Genomic DNA, 26,114 nt, shown 5'->3' with positions numbered 1-26,114 from the left:
AGCCAAAGTCAATTTGATTCAACATTAAAGATATCTGTTGGTTTTAAACACATAACGTCACTGACTCCTAGTAGCGTAGCTTTCCCAACTTGAAGAATCGTATCGTTACGGCGGCTAGCTTTAAAATTATTAAGTAAAGTATTTTGTACCTCTTTAAGAACATTTGAATCTTTGATTGGTAAGACAACTTGTTGCATAGTTTTAGCCCTTCAAAAAGATTTTTTGCCTTTCAGTACAAATTAAGGTACAACATTAGGTACAAAGAGAGGGTGGTACGATGACATTGGCACTAACACAAAGTGATTTCCGCGCTAACTTAAAAAAATATTTAGATCAAGTTAATGACGAAGACGAGACCGTTTATATTGCACGTTCAAATAGTCGGGCAGTGGCCATCGTTTCGCAAGAAAAAATGGACTGGCTAGAAAGAGCATTAAAAGCGAAGGAAGGTTCATTAGAATATGCAATTGCGCGTGATCAATTAATTAAACGGCATGTTTTGCCTGATGATGAAAGTGTAGAATCAAATGATGATTATTGGGGTCAGTTTAAAGCATGAAAAAACTAAGATTTAAACCACGTGCCACTTTTAATGCTGACCTAAAGCGATTAGCCAGTTTGGACAAAACTATTATTGACGAAGTTCGAACAGCCATCGACCTGTTGCTTGAACAACAACAATTACCACCAGAATTTGAAGATTATGAGCTTAATCGACGAATGAGCGGATATAATGAATTTCATTTACGCGATACACCGAAAAATAAAACACCAAATGAAACTAACAATGTCCTGGTTGTTTACACGATTGATAAAAATGAACTAGTCTTAATCGGAATTCGCGTAGGGTCGCACGATCGTTTATTTCCTGGGCAAAACCGTTCTAAAAGTTATTGAAAAAATGGCAAATAAATAAAAAGGCTGTGACATATCTAGCCTTTGAAAAGTGAAAATGGACGTACAACCGAATCTTGATTGTACGTCCATTTTTGTACTTTGTTTTCGTTATATCAAAAAGTCAGTCATGGAGAATCCGCAGATTCTCTATGACTGACTTTTAAAACAAGGACTGATGTCACATCCCCTGCAGACTAACACTTACATTTCGTCAGGTGCCTTAACACCTAATAATCGTAACGCTTCTTTCAAGACGATGCTGACACTCTTAACCAAGGCTAAACGTGCTGGTAATTCCGCATCTTCCACTAAAATTTTGGTATTACCATAATACTTATTGAACGCTTTAGCCAAATGAATCGCATACTTGGCAATGACAGATGGTTCGTAATCATCACTGGCCCGCACAACGGTCGCTGGGAACTCGCTCAATAGCTTTAAGGTATCCCAAGCGGCTGGATCCGCTAATTGTTGATCAGTGGTGTCAATTGCTGGACTACCGGCCTTACGCAAGATACTTTCAGCTCGCGCATGGGCATATTGGACATAAGGACCCGTTTCCCCTTCAAAACGCACGACTTCTTCTAAATTAAAGTCAAAGCTATTCATCCGTTCGTTCTTCAAATCATGGAAAATAACGGCGCCAATCCCGACGGCATCCGCAACCGCATCTTTATTAGCCAAATCTGGATTTTTCGCTTCAATTTGTTGATGTGCTAATGCAACGGCATCATCTAGCACCTTATCTAATAAAATGACCCGGCCACTCCGCGTTGATAATTTCTTACCGCCTTGAGTAATTAAACCGAATGGAATGTGGTAGATTTGATCAGACCAATCAAAGCCCATTTCTTTTAGCACAGCCTTTAACTGCTTGAAATGGTTGGTTTGTTCATTACCGACCACGTAAAGTGACTGGACAAAATCATAGGTCCGCTTCCGATAAACGGCCGCAGCCAAGTCCCGCGTAATATACAAGGTGGCGCCATCAGATTTTTTAATCAAGGCTGGATTCAAGTCATATTTACTTAAATCAACCACTTCGGCCCCTTGGCTTTCATGCAATAAATCTTTAGCTTCTAAAATATCGACGATTTCCGCCATCTTATCATTGTAGAACGCTTCGCCCTTAAACGAATCGAACTCGATATCCAAGCGTTGGTAAATTTGTTTGAAAGCTTTTAATGATTCAGCGCGGAACCATTCCCACAAATGAGTTGCTTCTGCATCCCCATTTTCAAGCTTTTTAAACCAATCACGTGCTTCATCATCCATCTCAGGATGGTCAACATCTTCTTTATGAAAACGTACATAATATTTCAATAAATTATTAATGGGGTCAGCCTTAACTTCCGCTTCACTTCCCCACATCTTATAGGCCGTGATCAGCTTACCGAATTGGGTACCCCAGTCACCTAAGTGATTGATTTTTACGGGCTGATAATCAATTTTACTTAAAATGTTAGCCAATGAATTCCCAATGACCGTTGACCGTAAATGGCCCATTGAAATTGGCTTGGCAATGTTAGGTGATGACATATCAATCGGCACTTGGCCTTGATTCCCAATACTTGCCGCCCCAAAATTAGCACCGGCCGTTAAAATTTGGCCTAAAATATCGGCTGAAAAGGCCGTCTTCTTAAAGAAGAAATTGACATATGGGCCCATCGCAACCACTTTTTCAAAGTTACTTTGATCCAGCTTTTCAACTAAAGCGGCCGCAATCAATTGTGGCGCTTGATGCATGGTTTTAGCCAAAGTAAACGTTGGAAAAGCTAAGTCACCTTGTTTTGACGTTTTCGGTTGTTCAATTTTTTCAGTAATTTCAGCCACTGATAATGCTGGTAATGCGGGTGCTAAAGCCGCCGCAACTTGTTGTTTATAATCCATATTGTCCTCCTTGAATTTGAGGGTCACAAGACAAAAAAAGCCCCTTACATAAAAAACATGTAAGAGACGAGATGACCCGCGGTACCACTCTAATTGACGTTAAGATCCACTTATTATCTAATTGTCGTCCTCAAAAGTGCGCTTCAATCAACTTGTCTGATTCGGCTCCCATCACCCCGAACTCGCTTGCCAGTTAGCTGACTTACTTTTCTTTCTCATAAGACGTTTTACATTTTAAACCATGCGCTAGTATACCAAATATTACACCGTTTGACTAGCATCAGTTCCAGTGTTGACCTTCAAAATCATATCTTGGTGCGGAATGCCGTCCTCTAAATAAACTTCTGAGACGGGAACAAACCCAAATGACCGATAAAAGCGGTCCAAATAATGTTGCGCTTGAATATTAATCTGTTGCGTTTGGGGCCACAATTGTTGAATCGTCGCAATGGCCTGACGTAATAGTACCTGTCCTTGACCGGTACCACGTGCAGTCGCTCGCACGACAACGCGCCCGATACGCGCTTGCTGCTGTGGTTCAACCATTAACCGCGCGTAAGCCTGTAAGCCAGCCGAGGTAGTGCCTAACAGATGGACCGCCGTTAAATCCAAATCATCGACGTCTTGATAGGGACAAGCTTGTTCAACCACAAAAATTGCCACCCGTAATTGATAAATAGCATTCAACTGGCGTGGCGTTAAATCATCAAACTTAATCGCCTGAAAAGTCATCATAAGCGCTCCTCCTAAATAAAAAGCTAGCAACGTCAAGTGACATTACTAGCAGCCGAATTATTAATTAAGCGGGTGACGAGAATCGGACTCGCGACTCAAGCTTGGGAAGCTTGTATTTTACCACTAAACTACACCCGCATTGACAACAGAAAATAGTATAGCATATATTTTCTGTGTTGTCATTGAAAAAATAAAAAAATTTAAGCTTCTGAGTCGGGAACCTCAACGGGCGCTGGTGCGGCTTTAATCATCTTGATATCCACCTTACGTACGACTGCCCGATGATTATATTCATTCACAATTGGTGCATCTGATTTGTCGAACTCTTTGATTAAAATTAAAACTGAATTTTCGTAGACCTTTTCAATTTCACCACTAAAATCATGTTCAAGTGAAGCAAATTTTTTACCTTGGACGTAATCGCCAATTTTTAATTCCACAGCCATTAGAAAACTCCTCAATTCAAATTAATACCACATACTAGCAAATTCCCACTTGAGTTGCAAGTAAAAGATTAGTTTTTGGACGCAACTTCAACCGTTGGCGTCGTCGGGGTAACGGGCGTTTTTTCGGCCCGCGCCCGTTGATGTAGTTCACGAACGGCTTGTAAATAAGCCGGTAACAAGACTGCAACGGACCCTAACCAAGCTAGCGGTTCTGATGCACAGGCCCCAGGATAAGCAAAGAACCGAACTAAAATTAATGCCGCAAAAACCCGCATAAATAATTCAGCCGCACCCGCCAAGGTTGGAATGGCACTTCGGCCTAGACCTTGCAGTGTATTTCGCATAATGAATAACATGGACAGCAAAATATAAGTACTCCCAATGACATTAAAATAAGTTTGCGATAAGTTTAGGACGGCCATATCTTGGTGCCCAACGAAGAGCCCAACCAATTGCTTGCCCCATAAAATTTCAATTAATCCGGCGGCCACACTGAAGCTGCCAGATAACCACATGGTTTGTTTAACCCCTTTGATAATGCGTTCATATTGATGGGCGCCAAAATTTTGCGCCGCAAAGGTGGCCATCGTCACCCCAAACGACATTAAGGGTTGCGTTGCTAATTGGTCAATCTTTTGAGCCGCAGTGGTAGCTGCCACTGAGTTAGTCCCCAAGCTATTTAAGGCCGCCTGTAAGACAATCGTTCCAATCGCAATAATTGACATCTGAAACGCCATTGGTAACCCTACTCGGAGATGCCCTTTCAGTTCAGACAATCGCAAATTGAAATGGCGCCGACCAATGTGTAATATTGGCACTCGCACGATGATATAGATCACACACATCAAGCTCGCAATTAATTGAGCGAGAATTGTCGCCCAGCCAGCCCCAGCGATTCCCCAATGAAAGCCTAAAATAAAAAGCAATTCCAAGCCGATATTAATCACCGAACTAATTATCAAAAACCATAATGGTGTCCGACTATCACCGAGCGCACGAATGATATTAGACAGTAAATTGAAGGCAATTGGTGCCAACATGCCGCCCAACATGATTTGTAAGAAGGTTCGCGCATCATTAATAATGTCAGTCGGCGTCTGCATTAAGACTAAGATGTGGTCAACAAAGATTAAGGACACAATCGTTAAGATAATCCCCACGACCAAACTAACCACGATACTAATGGCAAAACTACGCCGGACAGCTTTAAAATCTTTGGCGCCATAGTGTTGCGCCGTTAAGATAGATAAGCCGGCGGTTAGGCCTTGAGCAAACCCAATTATTAAGAATTGGACACTCCCAGTTGATCCAACGGCCGCTAAGGCTTTAACACCCAAAGTCTGACCAACAATCAACGTATCTGATAAACTATAAAATTGCTGAAAAATGTTACCGATTAATAATGGAATCGTAAACCAAAAGATTAGTTTTAACGGGTTCCCCTTCGTTAAATCGTTCATTTTTACGCTCCTTTCATTAAGTGAAGTCGTGGTTAAGAAAACGTTTTCTTTAGCCAGTTTCTAAGCAAACTTTGCTAGTATACCAACTTTACCATCGCAATACTAGTCATTTATTCTAAATTATTAAAGTCCTTGTTTTTATAACAATTTTGCCGACTTATCAAGGGTTTTAAAAGCAAAAAAACTGCAGTCGATTCGCAAGGCTTTCCTTGCGGACCAACAACAGTTTGCACGCCGTTTCTAGACGAGATAGAGATAATACGTCACCAAGACACAAATCACCATACAAATAAGATTCAGTGGTATTCCAACTTTAAAATAATCTGTAAATTTATAATGACCGGGACCATACACAATCAGATTAGTCTGGTAGCCGATTGGCGTTGAAAAGTCGGCTGTCGCCGCAATCGTGATCAACATAACGAGCATCATCACAGGTAAATCCACGATTTTTGCGGCCGAAATCACAATGGGAAACATCAATGAAATGGCAGCTGCGTTTGACAAGATCGCCGTTAAAAAATTCGTCACAAAGTATAGCAAGAACATAAACAAAATCGGCGTCGACGTCCCCGCCACGTTAACTAACAGCTTTGCAATATACTTATCCGCGCCCACATTGGACATCGCTAACCCTAGACCATAACTACTGGCAACTAGGAATAGAACATTCATATCAACCGCTTTGACCACGTCTTTAACCGAGACACATTTTGTTAAGAACAAGATGACACAACTCACTGCCAACCCAACAAATAGTTCAATCACATTGAACGACGACATTATAATCGTCATGACTAATAAAAAAATTGGTAAATAGTCTTTATAATTAGTCTTCTTATTTTTATTTTTCGTTGCTTGGACATTGAATACTTGGACGTCACGCATGGCTGCCAATTGTTCCGGTTCATTCGCCGTAATCGCAACCAAGTTATCGCCCGCCTTCAGTGTAATACGACCAATTTGGTCATGCAGTTTGACCGCATTACGATGAATGGCGACGATCACACTACCGTAGACATTGCGAAAGTCCGCTGACTTAACACTTTGACTAATCAAACCAGAGTTTTCTGGAATTGTGATTTCAACTAAGCGGGCCCGTTCATTGGTAATATCCGCCATATTAATTTTTTCAGTACTGGGAATTAAGCCTTTAATCTGTAATAAATCATTAATACAGTTCACAGGACCAGTAAAATAAAGTCGGTCTCCTAGTCGCAAAATCGTGCCATCAGTAACCGGAACGATGGCTTGGCCTTCACGATTAATCGCCGCTAGATAAACATTGGTTAGGTGACGCAACTTAGCAGCGGCGACCGTCCGATTTAAATAATCAAAGTCCGCGCCAATCGACATTTCAATCAGATATTCATTCGGGGTTTTGACGACTTCATCAATTGAGTTGCCGCGATAAGTCGGCAATAGTTTATAGCCAATCGTGACCAAGTAGACTAGACCCACCACGGTAATTGGGATCCCGACAACGGCTAAATCAAAAATACCAAATTGCTTCAAATTATACTTAGATAGCAACCCCTGGGCCACCAAATTCGTCGAGGTCCCTAACACCGTCGTTAACCCACTCAAAATTGTGGCATAGGATAACGGAATCAAAAATTTCGATACCGCTAAGCCCTTTTCTCGGCACCACCGTTGCACCATGGGGGTCACCGTTGAAACGATTGGTGTATTATTCATAAATGGTGAAATCACACTAACACTAGCTAGTAATTTTAATAAGGATAGTCGTTCATTTTTTCCATTTCCTAAAATGCGATTAAATAGAGTTGTGATGACGTCACTTTTAGCGATTGCATACGCAATAATATACATTAAGGCAATGGTTGCTAGGCCATCATTCGAGAAACCTGACAGGGCATCCGTTGGTGATAGAATGCCGACAAACATTAAGAAACTTAACGCACACAGAATCACCGCATTCGGGGTGGTAATTTCGAGCGCCATTAGAATAAAGGCGACTAATAAAGTGATTAAGACAGTGGCGATTTCTAGGGTCATATGCGTTTCGCTCCCATACTCAACTTAGTTTAGCTGACACGCTGTTCGTAAAATGACCATCTGTCAAAAAATGGCTTAGCGTTTTGTCAACCTGCTTTACATTGTAGGCTAGGAATGTGAACGAATTAACGACACAGTGTGAATTTATTCGATAATAAATTGTCACAACTAGGTCGTTTATGATTTTTCTTTGACTAAAAGTTGAACGCAAAAAAAAGTCGATCTAAAGCCCTCATAATCAGGCTTCAAATCGACTTTTCACGTTCACAAAATACTATTCGTTAATCCCATAAGCATGCTTAGTCGGATACAGTGAGAAGCGTTCAGCACGATAAACGTACCCGCCACTACCAAGATTCGTCAACTTCACATTAAAGACTTCTTGTTGCGTCTTTTGATCGTATTCAATAATATTAGCGGCCTTACCACTATCTAGCCAACCAAAATCAATCAGCCGGTTAGTCGCACTCAAGTACCGGTTAGAGCCAATGATATCGGCAAAGTTGGCCTTACCTAATGATTTTCCATAGCTAGCCACTTGCTTAATGGTCTTCGTCTTTTCATTGATGCGATATTCAACGCCTTCAGAATACTTCCCTGATGAAGCAGCTAAGGACTTTTTAGTCGTTCCAACTGCGATATTATTGTTAAAAATCAACAGTTTTAAGGAATTTTTGTTTTTTAATGTCGTTGGATCAACAATTGCCGCGTGTTGCCCACCTGGCCAGGCAATCTTACCACTCGCCTTCAATAGATACTTCCGGTATGATTTCGGCCAAGCTGAACGCTTTTTACCCGATAAAATCCATTGAATCTTTTCCGTCTTATAGTTAATCTTCATCACTAAGTTCTGGTTTCGACTAGAGATAATCAGACTATTGTCCGACTTCGTATAATAAACTGAATTTTGATGGAACCAATCCTTTTTGCCCATATACTTATTTGAACTTGTCGCATTATAGGTCGTATAGAATTTCGCCGGTAATATTTTTTTCAAATTAATGACTTTGATAATTTTACCCGTCCGATGCGAAATCACAATCATCGTATCTTCCACGTAAGTCCGGCCACCATCAGATACCGTGGCAATCAAGTCGCCATTCGCTAACTCGGTCACATCATGATGGACTTGGTTATGATTTTGCTTCTTTGAACCCTTCGTTTTACCCCAGGCCTTATGATTGAACTTGTAAGTCTTATAGACTTTCCCGGTATAATCCATTTCAACTAATTCATCGAAATAAGAATGACTACTCTTGGATTTCGTCCAAATCAACAAATGCCCGTTGGTTAATTGCTTAAAAATATGCGACGTTGGTTTTGTAGTATACCAGCGAATCGCGCCATCCGCATCAAGTCCAAAGGTAAAGTTCTTTGCTTGATTCTTCCCAGAAATCGTCGTCCGCACCATAAACGTTAACTTCGAGTTACCAGTGCCCACAACCATCTTTTGTTTGTTCGCTTTTTTAACATTAATTTTGATACTGGTTAACGAACTCGGCAACTTAGCCGTCTGTAAATGAATCGTTTTCGACGTGCTGGTCCCATCTTTATAGGTTACTTTCACCTTCACTTGATTATTGGTATTGGCATACAATCCCAACACTTGTAGCTGGTGGTGCGTTGAATACTTACTTTGTGTATTCGTAATTGAAGTCGCTTTGCTCTTACCAGCGACAGTATAACTAATTTTAGCCGCTTTAGTCGTTTGAAAAATCACTACTGCTGACAACGGGGAGGTGCCGTATGGATTGACCTTGGTATACATGTTATTGACCGTATACTGCTTATTATTGACTGCTTTTTTCAAAGTAGTCTTCATACCTGACTGCGCTTTACTCTCATTAGTCACCAACCGCGTATTGATATCTTTCTTAACTGCTTGATCAGATCGAATATTACTTGTCGTAGTCTGCTTAGTGGTAGTCGTTGACTGATAGTGCTTGTAACCATAGCCACTACCAATTGCCACTAAAATCACCACGATTACCGAAATAATTATGCCTTTTTTTCGCATGTCGCGATTTCCTCCTAATATCTCTCAATATAATTTTTTTATTAATTAAAGCAACCTTCATTATGCTTTAAATTACCGTTAAAAACCATTTAAACCCCATAATTTTATTACGGGGTTTAAATGGTTAATATGATTGGTTAGCTCGCAGACACTTGGTTACGTCATCAACTTGTTTTTTTCATCAGCGCCTGAACATGCTGAACCACCGACTGGACCGTTGCTAAATCGGGGATAAACGCCCCACTCGCTAGCGGATGACCGCCACCATGATAAGCTCGGGCAACTGAATCAATCGCCAGTGCTTTAGACCGGAAATGTACCCGATATTGACCATCTGGTTGTTCAATAAACAATAACCAGACAGCGACATTAGTCAACTGTCCCGGTAATTTAACAACCGCATCTTCTTCACCAGGTAACAAGCCAAACACCGTTAATTGCGACTGGGTTAAAACAATTTGACCTAATCCGGCCGCATCCACTTGGATTTCACTTAAAACATAACCAAATAGCTTACTCAGTGCTGGTGACAAATCCATTTCGTGATGACTAACCTGCGCCACATCCACACCAACTGCGACTAAGTCAGTAGCGATTTGCAGGGTTTGCGCCGTCGTTTCCGGGGTTGAGAATCGAACCGTATCGCCGATAATCCCCGCATACAATCGGGTCGCCGCAACCGGTGTCACCGGTAACTGGGCCGTTTGTGCGAGCCTAGCAATTAATTCGGCACAACTCGCCACTTGCTCGTCCACCCAGTTCAAATCACCATAAGGATCATGGTTAGGATGGTGATCAATTTTGATGATCTTGGCACCAGCCGGCAGTCTGCCATCAATCCGCTTTTGATTGGCACAATCAACCACAATCACTAAATCAGTGGCCGTGGCCGTGATGGCCGTGGACATTGGTTCACTCAACCACTGCAGGGCCGGTGGAATCGTCCCCATCGCCATCACCATTTTAGCTGGGAAAGCTTGCTGGAGCACTGTGACTAACCCAAATTGCGTGCCAATCGCATCCGGATCAGGGTTCGTATGGCGGTAAACGAAAATCCGATCATACGCTTTGATGGTCGCCATGATGGCGCTAATCAATCGCTTCAAAATCCTTGGCATGAGCTAAGTCGATATACGCATTTTCATGCAAATAGTCCAACACCTGAGCGACAGAAGCAGCTAATGGTTGTTCAGCGGTATTGATCGTAATCTCTGGATTAACTGGCGCTTCATAGGGCGCATCAATGCCGGTAAAACCGGTGATTTCACCACGCCGCGCTTTCGCATACAACTGCTTAACATCGCGCTGTTCACAAACTTCAATCGGCGTATCGACATAAACCTCGATGAATTCATCCGCTGCTAGTAAGGCCCGAACCTGATCACGGTCAGCACGGTAAGGTGAAATAAAGGCCGTCAGCGTCAGCACACCGGCATCTATAAACAATTTGGAAACTTCACCAATGCGACGAATATTCTCTTGCCGCTCAGCAGCTGAAAATCCCAAATTACTGTTTAGCCCAAAACGGATATTATCGCCGTCTAAGACATAACTGCCGATTTGTTGACTGAAAAGTTGTTTTTCAACTTCATTAGCTATTGTTGACTTTCCTGAACCGGATAATCCAGTGAACCATAGTACGGCACTCTTATGACCCATCAACGCTTGCCGCTGGATCTTATTCACTTTTGAATCCTGCCACGTAATATTTTCAGCTTTAGCCATCCTTAGACCTCCATTTCGCGTTTACGCTGCAAACCATCAATTAAGACTTGGGCCACTTCTGGACGAGAGACCTCTTTTGGTGGCACAACGCCGTCACTCAGCATCTGCCGTACTTTAGTTCCACTTAATGAGACATGATCGACATCATCGTGCGGACAAGTTTTGCTGGTCGCCATGGCGCCACATTTTTGGCAATAGAAGGCATTATCAAACTTAAAGAAATGCATCCCTAGTTCATCCTCGACAGTCGCAATCAGCTCTTGGGCCTCATAAGTACCATAATAATCGCCAACACCGGCATGGTCACGGCCCACGATAAAGTCAGTACACCCATAATTTTTGCGGACAATTGCATGTAAAATGGCCTCTTTAGGCCCGGCATACCGCATAGCTGCGGGATAAATGACTAGCCGAACCCGATCAGCCGGATAGTAATACTTCAAAATGGTTTGATAACTTGCCATTCGAACATCCGCCGGAATATCATCAGCCTTAGTTTCGCCAACTAATGGATTGAGGAATAAGCCGTCAACATTTTCTAAGGCTAATTTTTGAATATATTCATGGGCTCGATGAATGGGATTCCGAGTTTGGAAGCCCACGATAGTCTGCCACCCTAAGTCATGGAACATTTTTCGGGTTTCGATTGGCGCCATATAAAATTCATTGAAATCACCATGACTAGGCTTTTTAAGTAACTTGATGGCACCGCCTAAATAAACGTCACCATTTTCAAATAACCGTTTAACCCCAGGATGGGCAACTTCAGTGGTCCCATACACATGCTGCGCTTCAAGTTGCTTATCTGGCACATATTTATCTTCAACTAAGAGCGTGCCATAAATGGTGCCATCCGCAGTTTTTAAGGCAATTTTTTGGTTTAATTCAATTGTTGCCGCCACCGCTTTTGATACTGGCAACGTGATGGGCACACTCCAGATAACCCCGTTATTTAAATGCATCGTGTTAACCACAGCATGGTAATCATCACTAGTCATAAAGCCGGTCAAAGGGCTGAAACCGCCGATGCCGATTAGTTCTAAATCAGATAAATTCCAAGCATTGATTGTTAAGCTAGGCAATTGGGCTGCCTCAGTTTGAGCCACAACTGAATAGTCTTCTAAATTAATTAATTGACCCCCATGTGGGGTAATACCATATACTTTTTCCATTATTTATCACCTATCTGTTTTAAAATTTTGGTGGCATTCACATCAATAAATTGGTTTAATTCGGCCTGACCCGCGCGACCTTGACTAGCCACTTCGCATAAACGGGTCACATTTTCGGCGACTTGTTGCCAATCAAGCGGTGTTTTCAACATGATTGGTTTGCTGGTTGCGGTTGCCAGTACTGCCGGTTGCGCCACCGCTGCTGTATTGATAAACGTTTGAATACGCTGTGCCGTTGCGTCGCTCTCCAGCTCCTCGGCTAGGACGACTAAGTAAGGCCGTTGTTGAACGGCTTGCACCGTTCGAATTAAGTGCTGCAACGCTGTTTGTAATTGAGCTTGATTTTCGATTGCCATGTAGTCTTCAGCAATCACGATATGATGCGTATCAGCACCAATCTCAGCACTTACTGTGGTGACCATTTCGGGAACTGCCATCATCGCGGCATCGCCAACGCCCCACCGTTCCGTACGTTTGGCATGACGTCGTAAATAATTGTTCAGGTTCTCTTTCCGTTCGACTAACGAAAAGTCCTTAGTATATGTCTTAATATCAGCCACCCCAGCCTTTAGTGACTGCGTCAAGGCAACAACATCATCATGACTATCAGCCGTCTGATCATTTTCCATGACCACACCATTGTTAATCAATTGTGCATTAACTTGATTAATTTCAGTTTGATGATTGCCAAAAACAAAAACTGTTTCATGCGTAATCTTGGCGTTGAAATCACGATATAAAGCGCCATAGTCTGTCAGATAGGCCGTCGTCAGTGCTTGAATTTGTTGATTGAAATCTGCTGATTCAAAGAAAGTTTCATCATCGGCTGCTTGCATGCCTAATAGATACAATGCTTTAACATCCGGTGCGACATCCGTGCGGGCCGCAAAGGCGGCGACGGATTCGCCACTATCACTCTGCTGTAGCTTGGGATCAATGAAATCATCAATCTCAGCACTCAAAGCCGCTTCATCAGTTGGCCAAGGCAAGCCTAATTTATCAGCGATGCGATGTAAGGTTGCCAGTGGCTGATTGAATAAATCCTCATACGTCACTAAAATCCGATTTTGCGCATGGGTATCGCGTAACGATAATAGCGTCCGTACTTGCCATTGCCGCATCGCCAACGTTGTATCCCGGTGCCAAGCCCGTTCATTGGAACTAACGACGTCCAGTGGATGACGTAATAAAATAATTTCAGCCGGTTGAACGTCAATCTCGGCTAACACTTGTTGCCATAAGTCGATGTAATCATTCATGCGCGGATCTTTAATCGCTAAATAGGACTCATTTTCAAAAAAGTTAGTGAGATAATTCGTCAAATCCTGCCGGTCCTGCTTAATTTTAGGGCTGTCATAATACCCTTCAAAAGCTGGCCGGTACCGTAACTTACCACCTAATGATTTATGAATTTTGATAATATCCTTATTCTCAAAATAGCCTTTCGGGTTAATCTTCTTGCTGGGGGCCAACAAATTGTCCGTCCCTAGCGAAATACCCATCAAATTAATACATCTGGTCAAAACCGACGTGCCAGAACGACCACTCCCTAAAATCAGCACCGCTTTTTTAGTTTGATGTTTTGCAAATAGTCGCTGTAATATACTTTTCGTCATTTTGATCATCCTAATTTTTTATTTTTTTAACTGACTTAAGTGGGCTCAAACAATATCCTAGCAATAACTTTGTTTAAAGCTATAACCATATCTCGAAAATAATATGACTAATTTATGACTAACCACCGTTGGTCAGCGTACGGTCGCTCGAAAAAATGGGGTTCCTAAATTGCTCATTGCTGTGCAATGAGTCACTTAGGAACCCGCTACGATCTTCCTTTTAAAGGCGTCAGTTAGATTAATGATTGGGCTTAACTATCTAGTAAGCCAAAAAAGCTTGAAAAACCTGCTCTGTCACGTGAACGAGGCGCTCGTATGATGAGGTTAGACTGATAAAAATGGCTAAATGATTAAAATTAGATTTGACTTTAGTTAATTTAGGTGGTATTTTCTAAGCAACCTAAAAATAACAACGTTTTGATGAGGAAAGTAATTGCGTCGTCCTGAACAGTGAGCTTGGATTAGTGCAAAACAAGCCAGGCAACGATGCAACGAAAATGGCCTCTAAACGGCACCACTGAGCTTTTTGCCAAGTGATGACAGCCAGCCACTGTTACCCCGCTACCGTATGATATGTACGGGATAAGATCAATATCATGAGATATTGATGAATTAAGGTGGTACCACGAACGGTAACTTCGTCCTTTTGCGACGCGGTTACCGTTTTTTTATGTTCAATTAGATTAAAGGAGTGGTCAAGATGACAGTAATTAGTAGTAATTTGGGGTATCCCCGCTTAGGTGAACATCGAGAATGGAAGCATTTATTGGAACATTTCTGGCAACAACGGTTAACTGCGCCAGAATTTCACGCCACTGCTAAAAAATTACGCTTAATCAATTTAAAGAAACAACAAGCCTTGGGTGTGACTTACATTCCTGTGGCTGATAACTCAGACTATGACCACGTTTTAGATACAATGACCGCCTTTGGGGCGATTCCCAAACGGTTTGGCTCATTCAATCACCGGTTAAACTTGACCGATTATTATGCGATTGCTCGCGGTACAGCTACCGTCGTCGCCGCTGAAATGACAAAATGGTTCAACATCAACTACCATTACATCGTGCCAGAATTCGATGACGTTCAATTTAAATTACTCGACAATCGCTGGTTACGCTACTACCAAGAAGCTAAAACCGAACTTGGTATTGATGGTAAACCGGTAATTTTAGGCCCAGTTTCATTCTTAAAACTGGGCAAACGCCACGGCCAATATCTGGATGCCGCCGCAATCACGGCCTTGTTACCGCAACTATTACCGTTATACACGCAAGTCTGTCAAGAATTAGTCGCTGCCGGCGCCCACTGGATACAACTAGATGAACCAACATTAGTCCAAACAACGACGGTAGCTGAACTGGCCCCCTATCAAACAGCCTTAACTGCCTTACATCAGGCCGTACCAACGTTAAATATTGAACTACAGACTTACTTTGACAGCTTAGATTTGTATGATCAAGTGGTCCAACTGCCGGTCCAAGCAATCGGGTTAGACCTTGTGCACGACCACGGTGAAAATCTCGCGCACCTAAAAACTGCGGGTTTCCCTAGCGATAAAATTTTAGCTGCGGGCATTATTGACGGTCACAACGTTTGGGCCAGTGATTTGCACCAAAAATTCGACTTAGTCCAGACCTTACAATCCTTAGTGCCAACAGATCACTTGTGGTTACAACCAGCCAATTCATTACTTCACGTCCCCATCACTACCGCTAATGAATCACAAGCTGATCCCGTCTTACGGCATGGCTTAGCGTTTGCTGACCAGAAGCTACAAGAATTGACCACGTTAACGACAGCCGCTAATCACGGTATTCAAGCCGTCCAAACCGCCTTTGATCAAAATCAAGCCGCCTTGCACGCCCTGAATGCTTCCAGCCATCGCAATAATCAGACGGTCCGTACAGCTGAAGCACAGCTATCGCAACAAACCTTTGAACGCCAGGCTCCCTTTGCGGTTCGGCGACGTTTACAACAGGCCAAGCTCAAGCTTCCCTTACTACCGACTACAACGATTGGTAGCTTTCCACAAAGTCCTAAAGTCCGTGAAAAGCGAGCTGCTTGGCGTCATGGCGAGCTTAGTGAAACTGACTACCAAACCTTTCTAAAAGCTGAAATTAAGCGCTGGATTCAATTACAGACCGATCTGGGCTTAGATGTTTTGGTCCATGGTGAATTTGAACGAACGGATATGGTTGAATATTTTGGCCAACAATTAACCGGGTTTTACGCAACGCAAAATGGCTGGGTCCAATCCTATGGTTCGCGGGCAGTGCGGCCACCAATTATCTTTGGCGATGTTGCTTACACGAAGCCCATCACGGTTGCGACCGCGGTGTATGCGCAAAGCCTCACGAATAAACCAGTGAAGGGCATGTTGACAGCTCCCTTGACGATGATTAATTGGAGCTTTGTCCGTGATGACTTACCGAAAGCGCAAGTTCAAAATCAGATTGCTTTAGCTTTACGTCAAGAAGTTCAAAATCTAGAAAAAGCCGGTATTAAATTGATTCAGGTCGATGAACCAGCTCTCCGCGAAGGCCTACCGCTCAAACACCGCCACTGGCAAGCCTATCTGCAAGAAGCCGTTTATTCATTTAAAATTACGACAACGGGCGTTGCCAATGAGACGCAAATTCATACCCATATGTGCTATTCCAATTTTGCAGATATTATTGAAACGATCAAAGCACTCGATGCTGACGTCATTTCAATTGAAACCTCTCGTAGTCACGGCGAATTGATTAGTGCCTTTGAACAGACTGGTTATGACCAAGCAATCGGGTTAGGCGTCTACGACATCCATAGTCCGCGAGTTCCCAGTGTGGCCGAAATTGAAACCAATATTCAACGGGCATTACGGGTGATTGATGTGCATCAATTTTGGATTAATCCCGATTGTGGCCTTAAAACTCGACAAGCACCTGAAACAGTCGCAGCTTTGAAGAACATGGTGGCGGCTCGCAATGCGATTCGAGCAGCCCTACCGGCGTCAGTGCAGTAAGGAAGTGGTCAAAATGAACTTACGCCAAGCTTTAAAACAACGGGTCTTAGTTGCAGATGGGGCGATGGGAACCCTACTATATGGCAATTATGGTCTCTCATCCGCCTTTGAAAATCTGAATTTGACCCATCCGGATACGATCTTACGGGTTCACCAAGCTTACATTAATGCTGGTGCGGATGTGATTCAGACCAACACTTATGCGGCCAATCGCTTAAAGTTAACACGGTATGACTTACAGGACCAAGTCGTTGCAATTAACCAAGCCGCCGTCAAATTGGCAGTAACCGCCCAACAAGCCGCGGATCATCCGGTCTATTTACTCGGAACTATCGGTGGCCTCGCTGGCGATACCGATCAGACCGTTCAACAAGCGACGCCTGCTGCCATCACTGCTAGCTTAACGGAACAATTAAATGCGTTATTAGCGACAAAAGCCTTAGACGGTATTTTATTAGAAACCTACTATGATTTGCCTGAATTATTAGCCGCTTTAAAGATTGTCACTGCCCACACGACACTGCCAGTAATCACGAATGTTTCAATGTTAGCGCCAGGCGTCTTGCGTGATGGGACCACGTTTGCCGATGCAGTCATTCAACTGGCAGCCGCTGGAGCTGCGGTGGTCGGCACTAATTGTCGGTTAGGGCCTTACTATTTAGCACAATCGTTTGAGAACCTGCCGATTCCAGCTAACGTCCAGTTGGCCGTCTATCCCAATTCCGGCCTGCCAGGTACCAACCAAGCCGGACAGGTGGTCTACGATGGCGAACCCAGTTATTTTGAAGAATATGCGGAGCGCTTCCGCCAATTAGGCTTGAACTTAATTGGCGGCTGTTGTGGGACTACCCCCTTACACACCGCCGCATTAGTACGCGGTCTGGTTAGTCGCACCATTGTCCCACATTCAAATCAAGGCGTTCCGCCCATTGCGACGCCCCTGACCCCTACTGTTGGTCACCATGATTTCTTAAAAAAGGTCACGCAACAAAAAACCGTTTTAGTGGAACTCGATCCGCCGAAAGACTTCGCAACTGCTCATTTTTTCAAAGGGGCGCAACGGTTGAAAGCGGCTGGCGTGGACGGCATCACCTTATCTGATAATTCGCTGGCAAGTGTCCGCATCGCCAACACCATGATTGCTGCACAACTCAAGCTCAATTACGGCATCACACCGATTGTCCATTTGACGACGCGCGATCAAAATCTAATTGGATTGCAATCTGAAATCATGGGCTTACACAGTTTAGGCATTGAAGATATCTTAGCGGTGACCGGTGATCCGGCTAAATTAGGCGATTTTCCAGGTGCCACTTCAGTTGGCGATGTCCGTTCTGTAGAACTGATGAAACTCATTAAACAATTCAATAGTGGGATTGGCCCAACTGGAAATTCACTCAAACAAGCCACCGACTTTCGGGTAGCCGGGGCTTTTAATCCCAATGCCGTTCGAACCACCGTTTCGACCAAATCGATTGAACGTAAGCTGGCTTATGGCTGCGACTATCTCATTACCCAACCCGTCTTTGATTTGGAAAAAGTCCACGACTTAGCAGCAGCTTTACGCGCGCGTCACTTACAAATCCCCGTTTTTATCGGGGTAATGCCGTTAGTTTCAAAACGAAACGCGGAATTCTTGCATCATGAAGTCCATGGCATCCGTTTACCGGTAGCCGTTCGCGCGCGGATGGCCCAGGCGGAACTTGATGGCAACGAAGCCGCGGTTGGTCTCCAAATCGCTAAAGAATTAATTGATGGCATCTGTACTGAATTTAACGGCGTGCACCTCGTCACACCGTTTAATCGGTTCAAAACAATCATTAAGTTAGTCAATTACGTGCAACAAAAAAATTTAACGGTAACCAAATAAAATCTTAACGCCTCCGAACAACACTTTCATGCTAAAATTAGACATGTTAGGTTGATTGGAGGCGTTAAGATGTTTTTATGGATTCATTTATTAAGTTGGCTCTGGCTAGTCATCATGGTTAGCTTCGGGTTAACCCGGCATTCCGTTAAATTAGCCAATCGTTATTTAATCTTGAGTCGATTAGGCTACTTATTATTAATTATTAGTGGCGTTTACTTAGCGACTAAAACGGTCGGCCAAGCTTGGGCCTTAACCTTATTAAAATCCGTCTTAGGGATTGGGTCAATTGGCTTAATTGAGGTTGCCTTTGCACGCAAGCAGGAAAGTCATCTCTCCCGCCAATTGATTACGGTTTTAGTCAGTAGCCTACTTTTGACCCTACTGTGTGGTGTCGGGTTACATTGGTTACTGACTGGGCAAGTGATTTAAGCCTGATTTTGGTGGTTAAAAAAGTGTTTCGACCTAGGCCAAAACACTACTCGTTGCGATTATTGAGTCGTTTCATCAGTTGTTGACGAATACGCATTTTTTGATTATGTTCCATAAAGATCAACCGTGACGTGCCATAATTGAACAGTCCCACTAACAGCTGATCAATAATTTTAACTAACATGGGACCCCAGAATAAAACTGAAATCCCCACAAACATTAACAATGTATCAAATAGGTAAGATAGGCCGCGCGTCAACATAAAACTAATGAACTCGCGACATCCTTGCCAAAAATTTTTAGATTTTGATTGGAACACGACGGCTTTATTCGTAAAGAAGCTGAATAAAGTTGCTAAAATCCAAGCAATCGTATTAGAAAACAAATAATGTTCTAGCAATACCGAATGTAAGACCCAAAAGGCTAGGACGTTCACTAACGCTCCCATAAAGCCAAACAAGGCATATTTCCAGAAATACCGATATCGCCGGTAGATTTTTGTTACCGCTCGCACTGCCGTTCGCCGCCATTTCCTATAAAATAGTAATAATTAAAAGTCATTTATGGCTTATCATAACCTATTTGACTAGTAACTGACAAGTTCAGGCGCAAAATTGGCGCTAGTCGGCGCAGTCCTTTATACTGAAACTAATTTGCAATTATTCTTGGAGTGAAATTTTATGACAATTTATTTGATGCTCATTTTCGGCCTACTCGCCGGCATATTATTGATTGCTTTACTGATTATTGGCGTCCATTTGCATCGCGTTAAAAACGCTGCTGGCGATCAGGCCATGTTATTAAAAACGATTCGCACTAAACTCGTACGACAAACTTTATTAACTCAGCGTCAAGAAACCACGATTGCTGAATTGCAACAACAAAATACGGCCTTCAAAACTAGTTTAGTCAAAACAAGTACGCAGACTGCTAACAGTCCCCAAAATCACCGTATTGATGCAAATTCACGGGCCATCTTCCGCTCTTATGTGGTTGGCCTGGACTATTACCAAAAAAACTTCGAGGCCGCTCTAACGGATGCTAGTCAACGCGGTTATTTTAAGCCTTATGATAATTACAATGAAGCCGGCTTAAAAGCAGACTATTTATATGCCAAAAAATATCGGGTCGACGCCAACGCCAATATTGGTGAAATTCAATTGGTGGAAGAAGTTGACGGCGCCCAACGTTCCGTGCGGGTTGAACTAAAGATTGCTGAACATGGCTATGTAATTGGCTACCTACCCAAAAAGCAAGTCAATGAAGCATTCAATGTAATTGATATTTATGCCAACTCGGTCATGACCCTATCCTCCAAAACCCGTTTAACTGGGGGACAATGGAAGATGGCAATTGATGCCGTTGACGAAATCCAATACATGAATGATCCGAATGCTCAAAATCGGGCCCTCCCCGATTATGGTGCTGCAGATACACCATTACAAATCAAAACGAGTCAAAAATCCTACTTTCTACAATTTACTTTATATGAAATGGCCGTCGCAACAAATCAGATTCCACTTTATAGTCTGGTAGACACCGTCGATGGTCAACGAGGTTCTGTCGTGACAGTCCTGAGTAATCCGACCGCTTATATGGTAGCGGTCGAAGCTGGTCCTAATACTGGTGACCAAATTCGCGTGACCTCGGACCAAATTGATCGCGTTATTTGGGTTCCTAACTGGAAATGATTGGAGCGCACCGATGAAAAAACTACTATTAACTGTGCTCTTACTGATTAGTATCTTAATAATGGCTCATGCGGATTATCAAATCATCTCCACGGCCACTTATCCTAGTCTCTCACAAGTTCAATGAATGGAGATGGTCAACTTGTTCGCACGTCATTTAAGTAGCTGGGTCAGTTTAGTTGCACTGGTCGGCTTACTTAGCGGTTGTGCCGCGACCGTGCAGCCACACATTACGGCAAAAAAGACCGCCCAAATTGCGGCCGCTAATCGTCAATCCGAGGCAACGGTTAACGCTCAAGCGCAAGACACTAGCGCCGCCAAGCGTACTGGCAAGCAGTATACCGCCGCTAATGATCATATTACCAGCGCCACTAGTGCCGCCGCTGCCGTCAAACAGGTGTTAGCTAACCCTCGCCAGCGTTTGTTCCAACCCGTCCCCGCTATCAGTACGGATGCCCAAGGACATCATTACTATCAAGTTGATGCTTACGTACTCACTGCGACCGGTCAACGTGGACATCGCTTACAAAGTTACTTTGTTTATCCTAATGGCGTCATTACAACTAAACAAGCCGACTGACACAAAAAAGCTGGTCACCTGATTTTGCTCAGGTGACCAGCTTTTTTAGCTTAAGGGCGGTAGGTGGGAATCGAACCCACGCGTGCCGGAACCACAATCCGGTGCGTTAACCACTTCGCCACTACCGCCAACAAGTTAGTTAGTAATAACCAACAAAGTTAAGTATACACTACTTTGGCACTTAAACCTACTTATTTTTTAGAATGTCGGTAGTTACGGCCAAAATGCGCCGTTTTTGTGGGACTGAGTACTCAAAATGTGCACCGATTGTGCACCGATTGTTTAAAATGTCATGTTTTCTCATACCATCAAAAAAGTAGCAATCCCGAGAAACGTTGATTTACCGGGATTACTACTTTTTTAAAATGTTCTCATTTATCCTAAAATGCCCCAGGCAGGATTCGAACCTGTACATTGTTGCCAATACAGCGACCTGAACGCTGCGCGTCTGCCAGTTCCGCCACTGGGGCAAGTGGTTATTCAGCAACAGTCTTAATTATAGCGAAACTTGCTTTAAAAATAAACCTTTTTCTAGATTTAAACCATTTCCCCCGCTAATCCGCGAGTTTCACAACGGTGCCGTACCCGGTTACCACTAAAAATCGTGGTGCCACACTCATTTGAGCGATTTCAGTATTAAAATTAACATAAATCAGGCCGTCGCCGTCTAACGCTTCGGCCTTCTCAATCAGGGCCTGCTTAACTTTTTCGATTAAATCATCAAACAGTTCAAATTGATCAATGCTATCGGACTGAAACATTAAATGTGACGTTGCGGATACGACTGATTTAATCATATGTGAACGTTGTAAATCACCAGTTGTTAAAAACATTCCGTTACCTCCCGTTTTGTTTTAAGTTTACTTGAAATTATGGGTTCCTGCAATCCCAACTAGTCGTCTTCAAGCTACTTTTAAAACTATATTTATTTTTTTATAACTATAAGCAATATATAAGTTGCAATTAACGAATTAATTGCGTACAATATAATAGAATATAAAAAGGAGGTTGGTTTAATGGCTACGCCAACAAAAAATATTTTACTTGATGAACAATTGTGTTTCGCTTTATATACTGCCAGCAAACGCTTTAATCATTTTTACGCAGAAGCGCTCGCGCCATTCAAGCTTACCTATCCCCAGTACATCACCCTGTTAGCCCTTTGGGAAAACAGCCCGATGACTGTCCGGGAACTAGGCTCGCACGTTAACTTAGATAGTGGCACTTTAACGCCACTACTTAAGCGGATGCAAACCCAAGGCTGGGTTGAACGCAATCGTGATGAAAATGATGAACGTCAAGTTAACATTTCACTTTCAACTAAAGCCATTGACGCCAAACCAGAAATTTTTGCTCATGTGAATACTTGCATGGAATTACTTGGCATGGACGAGAAGACTTACAATGAAACTCGTGAAACGGTCAACTTTGCGGCCGATCGGATTAAGCACGCCGATCCCCAAAAGATTAAATACACTGGCAACGACTTTTAATTAATTGCGTGAGCTTGGGATAAAACCTAAGCCCACTTTTTTTATCGCAATTTACGTCGTAAAACTGGACCTGGTCGCAATCATGCTTTTAAAGCAGTAACGATCCTAACATCAAGGCCATCGCACCGGCATTGATTAAAAAATGAATAATAATCGAATTTTGAATCTTGCCAGATAACCGATAAACGCTAGCTAACACCAGACCCATCATCACGTACATTAAAAAACTAGGAATAGTCGAACTACTATGCAGACTACCGAAAACCAACCCACTCAACCCAATTTTTAACCATTCTTGCTTAAAAAATAAATTCGTTAAGGCCCCTCTAAAGACTAATTCTTCCATTATTGGTGTTAAAAAAACTGCCCCGATAGCCATGAGCCACATCGCAATGGAACTCCCACTCATTAATGTTTTAATCGCATTATTATTTTGAGTCTGCGTTTGCTGGTACACTAAAACATTGATCATTTGGAGCAGGCCCTCAGATAAAATAATGGCTAAATAACCGCCAAAGACGAAGCCAACATCCTCATGATGTAGTCGTTTTAGTCGGTAAGTGCCACTATAATGTCGGTATACCACCGTTGCCAGACTAATAACACCCAAATAAACTAGGAAATACAATACAATTAGGACTAGCTGCCAAATGTCAGTTCCGGATTGCTGATTAAGCGTATTAATTAGTCTTAATAACATTGGTGGCACTGTCACCCCAACAATTAAGCCCACCATAATTATCACTCGCCATAGCCAACTCAACCCACGATCAACCACTTGCATTAACCTTCACCTCTTCAATTTTTATTCTACCGCAGTCATCCGCGAGTTACACGTTTTCACATGTCTAAGTTTAGCGATATTAATTTATTAAATATTGAAAATTATATGCTTAATGCATGCTATTTAGGTTGCTAATAAAATTGGCTGCCACACTTAACGCTTTAACTGGCCAAAAAATTTGGCGTCCATTTGGGGGGGCCGCACAGCATAAAAAAATGACTCTACTGCACGGGGCAGTAGGGCCAAAGAGTTAGGTTTAAGTACAATATGGGGGATTGTACTTACTTGCCCACCCACTTTGGGGGAGTAAAATGGACAAGTTGTATAATTATTAGGTACATTTATATATTATTATATAAATGTGAAGAAATTGTGAATTTTAAGTCAAAAGGCACTGTAAATATTAGAATTATTTTAAAATTATTACTGATGGTTCCATTTGTTATTAGAAACATAAGGATTTAATCACTTATAAAAAAATCAACTTGTGGACCAAACTAATAGCACATCAAAAAACAGGAATAATAGATTGAATTGTAACAGCCACCAATTCATGAGCCCTCGCTCACGCCACATACCAAAGCCGGCCAGTCCCATACCGACTAGTGGGATGAGCCCCCCTTGTAATCCCCGATAAATCAATAGATACACCGTATTAGCCGCTAAAGCTGACCCAAATAGTTGCCCTAATAAAACAAAAAATAAAAAGACACCGATATTTAATAGTGCACAGGCAAAGGCCGTCTCGGTGACAGCACCCATTGATAAACGGTAATGGTACTTAAACCGTAAGATGCCCGTTCCAATCAGCCCCACGATTAGAATAATGCCAACGATTAGCATGGTTATTTCACGACTCCCTCTTATTGTCCCATTAACCATACCGTATTTCCATCAGCACGCCTACTAATCAACTAGAAGCTTAAGGCTTTTTTAGCAAAAAACAGCCAAAAAAAGACCCGCAAGTTTCCTTCCGGATCAACCCATAATTACTTATTCACCTAACGCTTTGACACTACTGGCACGGTTAACGCAACTGCCTTTAAGCCTTTTACTTGCACAACGACTCGTTTTTGACCTTTAACGGCTAGTCGCACTAAAAACCGACCATCTTGTTTGTTCGAAATCACCTGTCGGACCTGCTTACCGCCACGAATCGTCACAATCACACCTTGCTTGGTTCGCCCGGTAATCGTCGCTTGTTGCTGCTTTTGATTATAGACTATCTTGGCCACGACTTGATGTCGATAATGGTGATCATCACCTTGCAAGCTGTATTCCGAACCGAGAATTAATAAGCATCCGGCGAGTACCATCAATGTTAATGACCAGAATTGCCTCATTCCTATATCCCCCTCTAATAACTAGCTCCCATGGCTAATTATTTCGATAGGTTTATCATAGTCGATTCGGTCCCAAAAAAACTAAAAAAGGTGCAAAGCCTGAAATAGCTTGCACCAACGTCACTCTTATTTTAATCAGTGGCACGATTTTGTTACATTAAGGTTATTAATCTAGTTTAACGGTTAGCTGAGCTTGTTTGATTAAGACTAATAAATCATGCATTTTTCGTGAAGAAATTGCCACCGTCTCATCATTCGCAAACCAGCCCAACTGTGCTTGCTTATCAATTCGAACGAGTCGCTCAGGATTAACTAGAAAACTCTTATGCACTCGAAACAATTCCGGATGCGCCACCGTCTCATCAATTATTTTGCCATTATACTGTACAAGCCGATCCACTAAATGCAAAATCAATTTATTTCGACTAGCGCCAGTTTCAATAAATAAAACCTGGTTCACCGGTAGATTGAATAACTGGCCCCCCTTAGAATAAGCAAACATGGCCTTGCTGACGACCCCTTGCTTCAAGTAACGGGCATATGCAATCCGAATATCTTTCTCGACTTTTTCCTTTACTGTTGCCTGTCCTAAATCTTTAACAATAAAATCCAGCGGTTCAATTCGCCGTTCAAACGTTAAAAAAGCCATTTCTGAATGGGTTGACACGAAGACAATCTTGGCATTGACGTCTAATTCACGAATCTTGGTCGCTAACCCTAAGCCATTTAATGCCTGCCCTGGATACTCAATATCCAAAAAGTACAGGCCTTCAACCGCCCCTTGTTTTTCAAGATAATCCAGTAACACTTGTGCCTGATTCGTGGCCAAAGCTAATGTCATTTCAAAGTCATTAATCATAATGTGATTATTAATAACTGCTTTTAACGTTGCTAATTGCTCGGGATCATCTTCAACTACAAAAGTTTTTAACACGCGCCC

24 protein-coding genes, 3 tRNA genes, 1 pseudogene and 1 other annotated feature are annotated in these 26,114 nt (G+C 42.7%); of the genes and pseudogenes, 8 read left to right on the top strand and 20 right to left on the bottom strand.

Annotated features, from left to right (window positions below; genetic code table 11):
* Positions 1-11 precede the first annotated feature (11 nt).
* Positions 12-197 (bottom strand): annotated as a pseudogene (locus C5Z26_RS01275) (hypothetical protein); the annotation flags it as partial.
* An 80-nt stretch (positions 198-277) separates the two neighbouring features.
* On the opposite strand from C5Z26_RS01275, the gene C5Z26_RS01270 reads away from it, so the two are divergent.
* On the top strand, positions 278-559 hold the full coding sequence (locus C5Z26_RS01270) for a type II toxin-antitoxin system Phd/YefM family antitoxin (protein ID WP_105448226.1): 282 nt from the start codon (positions 278-280) through the stop codon (positions 557-559).
* On the top strand, positions 556-897 hold the full coding sequence (locus C5Z26_RS01265) for a type II toxin-antitoxin system YafQ family toxin (RefSeq protein WP_105448225.1): 342 nt from the start codon (positions 556-558) through the stop codon (positions 895-897). Before C5Z26_RS01270 ends, C5Z26_RS01265 begins: the two co-directional genes overlap by 4 nt.
* 201 nt (positions 898-1,098) lie before the next feature.
* On the opposite strand, the gene argS is transcribed toward C5Z26_RS01265, so the two are convergent.
* The 11 genes from argS to C5Z26_RS01210 all read right to left on the bottom strand — a co-directional run bounded on the left by argS (position 1,099) and on the right by C5Z26_RS01210 (position 13,977).
* Complete coding sequence (gene argS / locus C5Z26_RS01260; RefSeq protein ID WP_105448224.1) at positions 1,099-2,787, bottom strand: arginine--tRNA ligase; 1,689 nt, start codon at positions 2,785-2,787, stop codon at positions 1,099-1,101.
* Positions 2,788-3,048: 261 nt separating this feature from the next.
* Positions 3,049-3,519 (bottom strand): GNAT family N-acetyltransferase, encoded by a 471-nt coding sequence (locus C5Z26_RS01255; RefSeq protein WP_105450102.1) that lies wholly within the window; start codon positions 3,517-3,519, stop codon positions 3,049-3,051.
* Positions 3,520-3,589: 70 nt separating this feature from the next.
* Positions 3,590-3,660 (bottom strand) — tRNA-Gly (locus tag C5Z26_RS01250).
* Between the two features lie 62 nt (positions 3,661-3,722).
* Complete coding sequence (locus tag C5Z26_RS01245; protein ID WP_105448223.1) at positions 3,723-3,968, bottom strand: DUF2187 domain-containing protein; 246 nt, start codon at positions 3,966-3,968, stop codon at positions 3,723-3,725.
* 68 nt (positions 3,969-4,036) lie between these two features.
* Complete coding sequence (locus C5Z26_RS01240) at positions 4,037-5,428, bottom strand: MATE family efflux transporter (RefSeq protein ID WP_105448222.1); 1,392 nt, start codon at positions 5,426-5,428, stop codon at positions 4,037-4,039.
* Between the two features lie 240 nt (positions 5,429-5,668).
* The gene (locus C5Z26_RS01235; protein ID WP_105448221.1) at positions 5,669-7,447 is read right to left on the bottom strand and encodes an SLC13 family permease; all 1,779 of its coding nucleotides are present in this window, start codon (positions 7,445-7,447) and stop codon (positions 5,669-5,671) included.
* Between the two features lie 274 nt (positions 7,448-7,721).
* Positions 7,722-9,464, bottom strand: coding sequence for an aryl-sulfate sulfotransferase (locus tag C5Z26_RS01230; protein ID WP_105448220.1), 1,743 nt, complete (start codon positions 9,462-9,464; stop codon positions 7,722-7,724).
* A gap of 164 nt (positions 9,465-9,628) precedes the next feature.
* Positions 9,629-10,561 carry a DHH family phosphoesterase gene (locus tag C5Z26_RS01225; RefSeq protein ID WP_234005704.1) on the bottom strand — a complete coding sequence of 311 codons (933 nt, stop codon included), beginning with the start codon at positions 10,559-10,561 and terminating at the stop codon, positions 9,629-9,631.
* Positions 10,554-11,189: an adenylyl-sulfate kinase gene (cysC, locus tag C5Z26_RS01220; RefSeq protein ID WP_105448218.1), complete on the bottom strand. Its 636-nt coding sequence runs from the start codon at positions 11,187-11,189 to the stop codon at positions 10,554-10,556. The genes C5Z26_RS01225 and cysC overlap by 8 nt, the downstream gene beginning before the upstream one ends.
* 2 nt (positions 11,190-11,191) lie before the next feature.
* Positions 11,192-12,361, bottom strand: a complete 1,170-nt coding sequence (sat, locus tag C5Z26_RS01215) for a sulfate adenylyltransferase (protein ID WP_105448217.1) — start codon at positions 12,359-12,361, stop codon at positions 11,192-11,194.
* Positions 12,361-13,977 carry a sulfotransferase family protein gene (locus C5Z26_RS01210; RefSeq protein ID WP_105448216.1) on the bottom strand — a complete coding sequence of 539 codons (1,617 nt, stop codon included), beginning with the start codon at positions 13,975-13,977 and terminating at the stop codon, positions 12,361-12,363. The genes sat and C5Z26_RS01210 overlap by 1 nt, the downstream gene beginning before the upstream one ends.
* 408 nt (positions 13,978-14,385) lie before the next feature.
* Positions 14,386-14,626: a binding site (T-box leader), on the top strand.
* Between the two features lie 51 nt (positions 14,627-14,677).
* On the opposite strand from C5Z26_RS01210, the gene metE reads away from it, so the two are divergent.
* From metE to C5Z26_RS01195, 3 genes are all read left to right on the top strand, one after another.
* Positions 14,678-16,984: a 5-methyltetrahydropteroyltriglutamate--homocysteine S-methyltransferase gene (gene metE / locus C5Z26_RS01205; protein WP_105448215.1), complete on the top strand. Its 2,307-nt coding sequence runs from the start codon at positions 14,678-14,680 to the stop codon at positions 16,982-16,984.
* A gap of 13 nt (positions 16,985-16,997) precedes the next feature.
* On the top strand, positions 16,998-18,854 hold the full coding sequence (locus tag C5Z26_RS01200; protein WP_105448214.1) for a bifunctional homocysteine S-methyltransferase/methylenetetrahydrofolate reductase: 1,857 nt from the start codon (positions 16,998-17,000) through the stop codon (positions 18,852-18,854).
* A 69-nt stretch (positions 18,855-18,923) separates the two neighbouring features.
* Positions 18,924-19,283: a DUF1516 family protein gene (locus C5Z26_RS01195; RefSeq protein WP_105448213.1), complete on the top strand. Its 360-nt coding sequence runs from the start codon at positions 18,924-18,926 to the stop codon at positions 19,281-19,283.
* Between the two features lie 46 nt (positions 19,284-19,329).
* Here C5Z26_RS01195 and C5Z26_RS01190 read toward each other — a convergent pair whose 3' ends face one another.
* Positions 19,330-19,797, bottom strand: coding sequence for a GtrA family protein (locus C5Z26_RS01190; protein WP_105448212.1), 468 nt, complete (start codon positions 19,795-19,797; stop codon positions 19,330-19,332).
* A gap of 166 nt (positions 19,798-19,963) precedes the next feature.
* Here C5Z26_RS01190 and C5Z26_RS01185 point away from each other — a divergent pair, with 166 nt between their 5' ends.
* Together C5Z26_RS01185 and C5Z26_RS01180 are read left to right on the top strand one after the other, a co-directional pair.
* The gene (locus C5Z26_RS01185; protein WP_105448211.1) at positions 19,964-20,974 is read left to right on the top strand and encodes a hypothetical protein; all 1,011 of its coding nucleotides are present in this window, start codon (positions 19,964-19,966) and stop codon (positions 20,972-20,974) included.
* Between the two features lie 142 nt (positions 20,975-21,116).
* Entirely contained in the window at positions 21,117-21,554 is a 438-nt protein-coding gene (locus tag C5Z26_RS01180; protein ID WP_234005703.1) for a hypothetical protein, read from the top strand.
* Between the two features lie 55 nt (positions 21,555-21,609).
* Here the strand turns inward: C5Z26_RS01180 and C5Z26_RS01175 are convergent.
* From C5Z26_RS01175 to C5Z26_RS01165, 3 genes are all read right to left on the bottom strand, one after another.
* Positions 21,610-21,682, bottom strand: a tRNA-His gene (locus tag C5Z26_RS01175).
* A gap of 258 nt (positions 21,683-21,940) precedes the next feature.
* Positions 21,941-22,024: transfer RNA gene (locus tag C5Z26_RS01170), tRNA-Leu, on the bottom strand.
* An 84-nt stretch (positions 22,025-22,108) separates the two neighbouring features.
* Complete coding sequence (locus tag C5Z26_RS01165; RefSeq protein WP_105448210.1) at positions 22,109-22,387, bottom strand: hypothetical protein; 279 nt, start codon at positions 22,385-22,387, stop codon at positions 22,109-22,111.
* 183 nt (positions 22,388-22,570) lie between these two features.
* Between C5Z26_RS01165 and C5Z26_RS01160 the strand changes: the two genes are divergently transcribed.
* Positions 22,571-23,047 carry a MarR family winged helix-turn-helix transcriptional regulator gene (locus C5Z26_RS01160; protein ID WP_105448209.1) on the top strand — a complete coding sequence of 159 codons (477 nt, stop codon included), beginning with the start codon at positions 22,571-22,573 and terminating at the stop codon, positions 23,045-23,047.
* A gap of 88 nt (positions 23,048-23,135) precedes the next feature.
* Here the strand turns inward: C5Z26_RS01160 and C5Z26_RS01155 are convergent, their stop codons facing one another.
* The 4 genes from C5Z26_RS01155 to C5Z26_RS01140 form a co-directional block, all read right to left on the bottom strand.
* Entirely contained in the window at positions 23,136-23,831 is a 696-nt protein-coding gene (locus C5Z26_RS01155; protein ID WP_105448208.1) for a CPBP family intramembrane glutamic endopeptidase, read from the bottom strand.
* A 480-nt stretch (positions 23,832-24,311) separates the two neighbouring features.
* Positions 24,312-24,674 carry a hypothetical protein gene (locus C5Z26_RS01150; RefSeq protein ID WP_105448207.1) on the bottom strand — a complete coding sequence of 121 codons (363 nt, stop codon included), beginning with the start codon at positions 24,672-24,674 and terminating at the stop codon, positions 24,312-24,314.
* Between the two features lie 158 nt (positions 24,675-24,832).
* Positions 24,833-25,174 (bottom strand): hypothetical protein, encoded by a 342-nt coding sequence (locus C5Z26_RS01145; RefSeq protein ID WP_105448206.1) that lies wholly within the window; start codon positions 25,172-25,174, stop codon positions 24,833-24,835.
* Positions 25,175-25,340: 166 nt separating this feature from the next.
* Positions 25,341-26,108, bottom strand: a complete 768-nt coding sequence (locus tag C5Z26_RS01140; RefSeq protein ID WP_105448205.1) for a LytR/AlgR family response regulator transcription factor — start codon at positions 26,106-26,108, stop codon at positions 25,341-25,343.
* Positions 26,109-26,114 lie beyond the last annotated feature (6 nt).

Source organism: Lactobacillus sp. CBA3606, assembly GCF_002970935.1.
In the GTDB taxonomy this organism is placed as follows: Bacteria; Bacillota; Bacilli; order Lactobacillales; family Lactobacillaceae; genus Lactiplantibacillus.
Note: the sequence above shows the minus strand (reverse complement) of the source record. Positions and strands in the feature narration are given on the sequence as shown.

Bases quoted from the DNA above. Each gene is read 5' to 3' on its own strand.
- C5Z26_RS01270 (WP_105448226.1), top strand. From the start codon at position 278: ATGACATTGGCACTAACACAAAGTGATTTCCGCGCTAACTTAAAAAAA.
- C5Z26_RS01265 (WP_105448225.1), top strand. From the start codon at position 556: ATGAAAAAACTAAGATTTAAACCACGTGCCACTTTTAATGCTGACCTA.
- argS (WP_105448224.1), bottom strand. From the start codon at position 2,787: ATGGATTATAAACAACAAGTTGCGGCGGCTTTAGCACCCGCATTACCA.
- C5Z26_RS01255 (WP_105450102.1), bottom strand. From the start codon at position 3,519: ATGACTTTTCAGGCGATTAAGTTTGATGATTTAACGCCACGCCAGTTG.
- C5Z26_RS01245 (WP_105448223.1), bottom strand. From the start codon at position 3,968: ATGGCTGTGGAATTAAAAATTGGCGATTACGTCCAAGGTAAAAAATTT.
- C5Z26_RS01240 (WP_105448222.1), bottom strand. From the start codon at position 5,428: ATGAACGATTTAACGAAGGGGAACCCGTTAAAACTAATCTTTTGGTTT.
- C5Z26_RS01235 (WP_105448221.1), bottom strand. From the start codon at position 7,447: ATGACCCTAGAAATCGCCACTGTCTTAATCACTTTATTAGTCGCCTTT.
- C5Z26_RS01230 (WP_105448220.1), bottom strand. From the start codon at position 9,464: ATGCGAAAAAAAGGCATAATTATTTCGGTAATCGTGGTGATTTTAGTG.
- cysC (WP_105448218.1), bottom strand. From the start codon at position 11,189: ATGGCTAAAGCTGAAAATATTACGTGGCAGGATTCAAAAGTGAATAAG.
- sat (WP_105448217.1), bottom strand. From the start codon at position 12,361: ATGGAAAAAGTATATGGTATTACCCCACATGGGGGTCAATTAATTAAT.
- C5Z26_RS01210 (WP_105448216.1), bottom strand. From the start codon at position 13,977: ATGACGAAAAGTATATTACAGCGACTATTTGCAAAACATCAAACTAAA.
- metE (WP_105448215.1), top strand. From the start codon at position 14,678: ATGACAGTAATTAGTAGTAATTTGGGGTATCCCCGCTTAGGTGAACAT.
- C5Z26_RS01200 (WP_105448214.1), top strand. From the start codon at position 16,998: ATGAACTTACGCCAAGCTTTAAAACAACGGGTCTTAGTTGCAGATGGG.
- C5Z26_RS01195 (WP_105448213.1), top strand. From the start codon at position 18,924: ATGTTTTTATGGATTCATTTATTAAGTTGGCTCTGGCTAGTCATCATG.
- C5Z26_RS01185 (WP_105448211.1), top strand. From the start codon at position 19,964: ATGACAATTTATTTGATGCTCATTTTCGGCCTACTCGCCGGCATATTA.
- C5Z26_RS01165 (WP_105448210.1), bottom strand. From the start codon at position 22,387: ATGTTTTTAACAACTGGTGATTTACAACGTTCACATATGATTAAATCA.
- C5Z26_RS01160 (WP_105448209.1), top strand. From the start codon at position 22,571: ATGGCTACGCCAACAAAAAATATTTTACTTGATGAACAATTGTGTTTC.
- C5Z26_RS01155 (WP_105448208.1), bottom strand. From the start codon at position 23,831: ATGCAAGTGGTTGATCGTGGGTTGAGTTGGCTATGGCGAGTGATAATT.
- C5Z26_RS01150 (WP_105448207.1), bottom strand. From the start codon at position 24,674: ATGCTAATCGTTGGCATTATTCTAATCGTGGGGCTGATTGGAACGGGC.
- C5Z26_RS01145 (WP_105448206.1), bottom strand. From the start codon at position 25,174: ATGAGGCAATTCTGGTCATTAACATTGATGGTACTCGCCGGATGCTTA.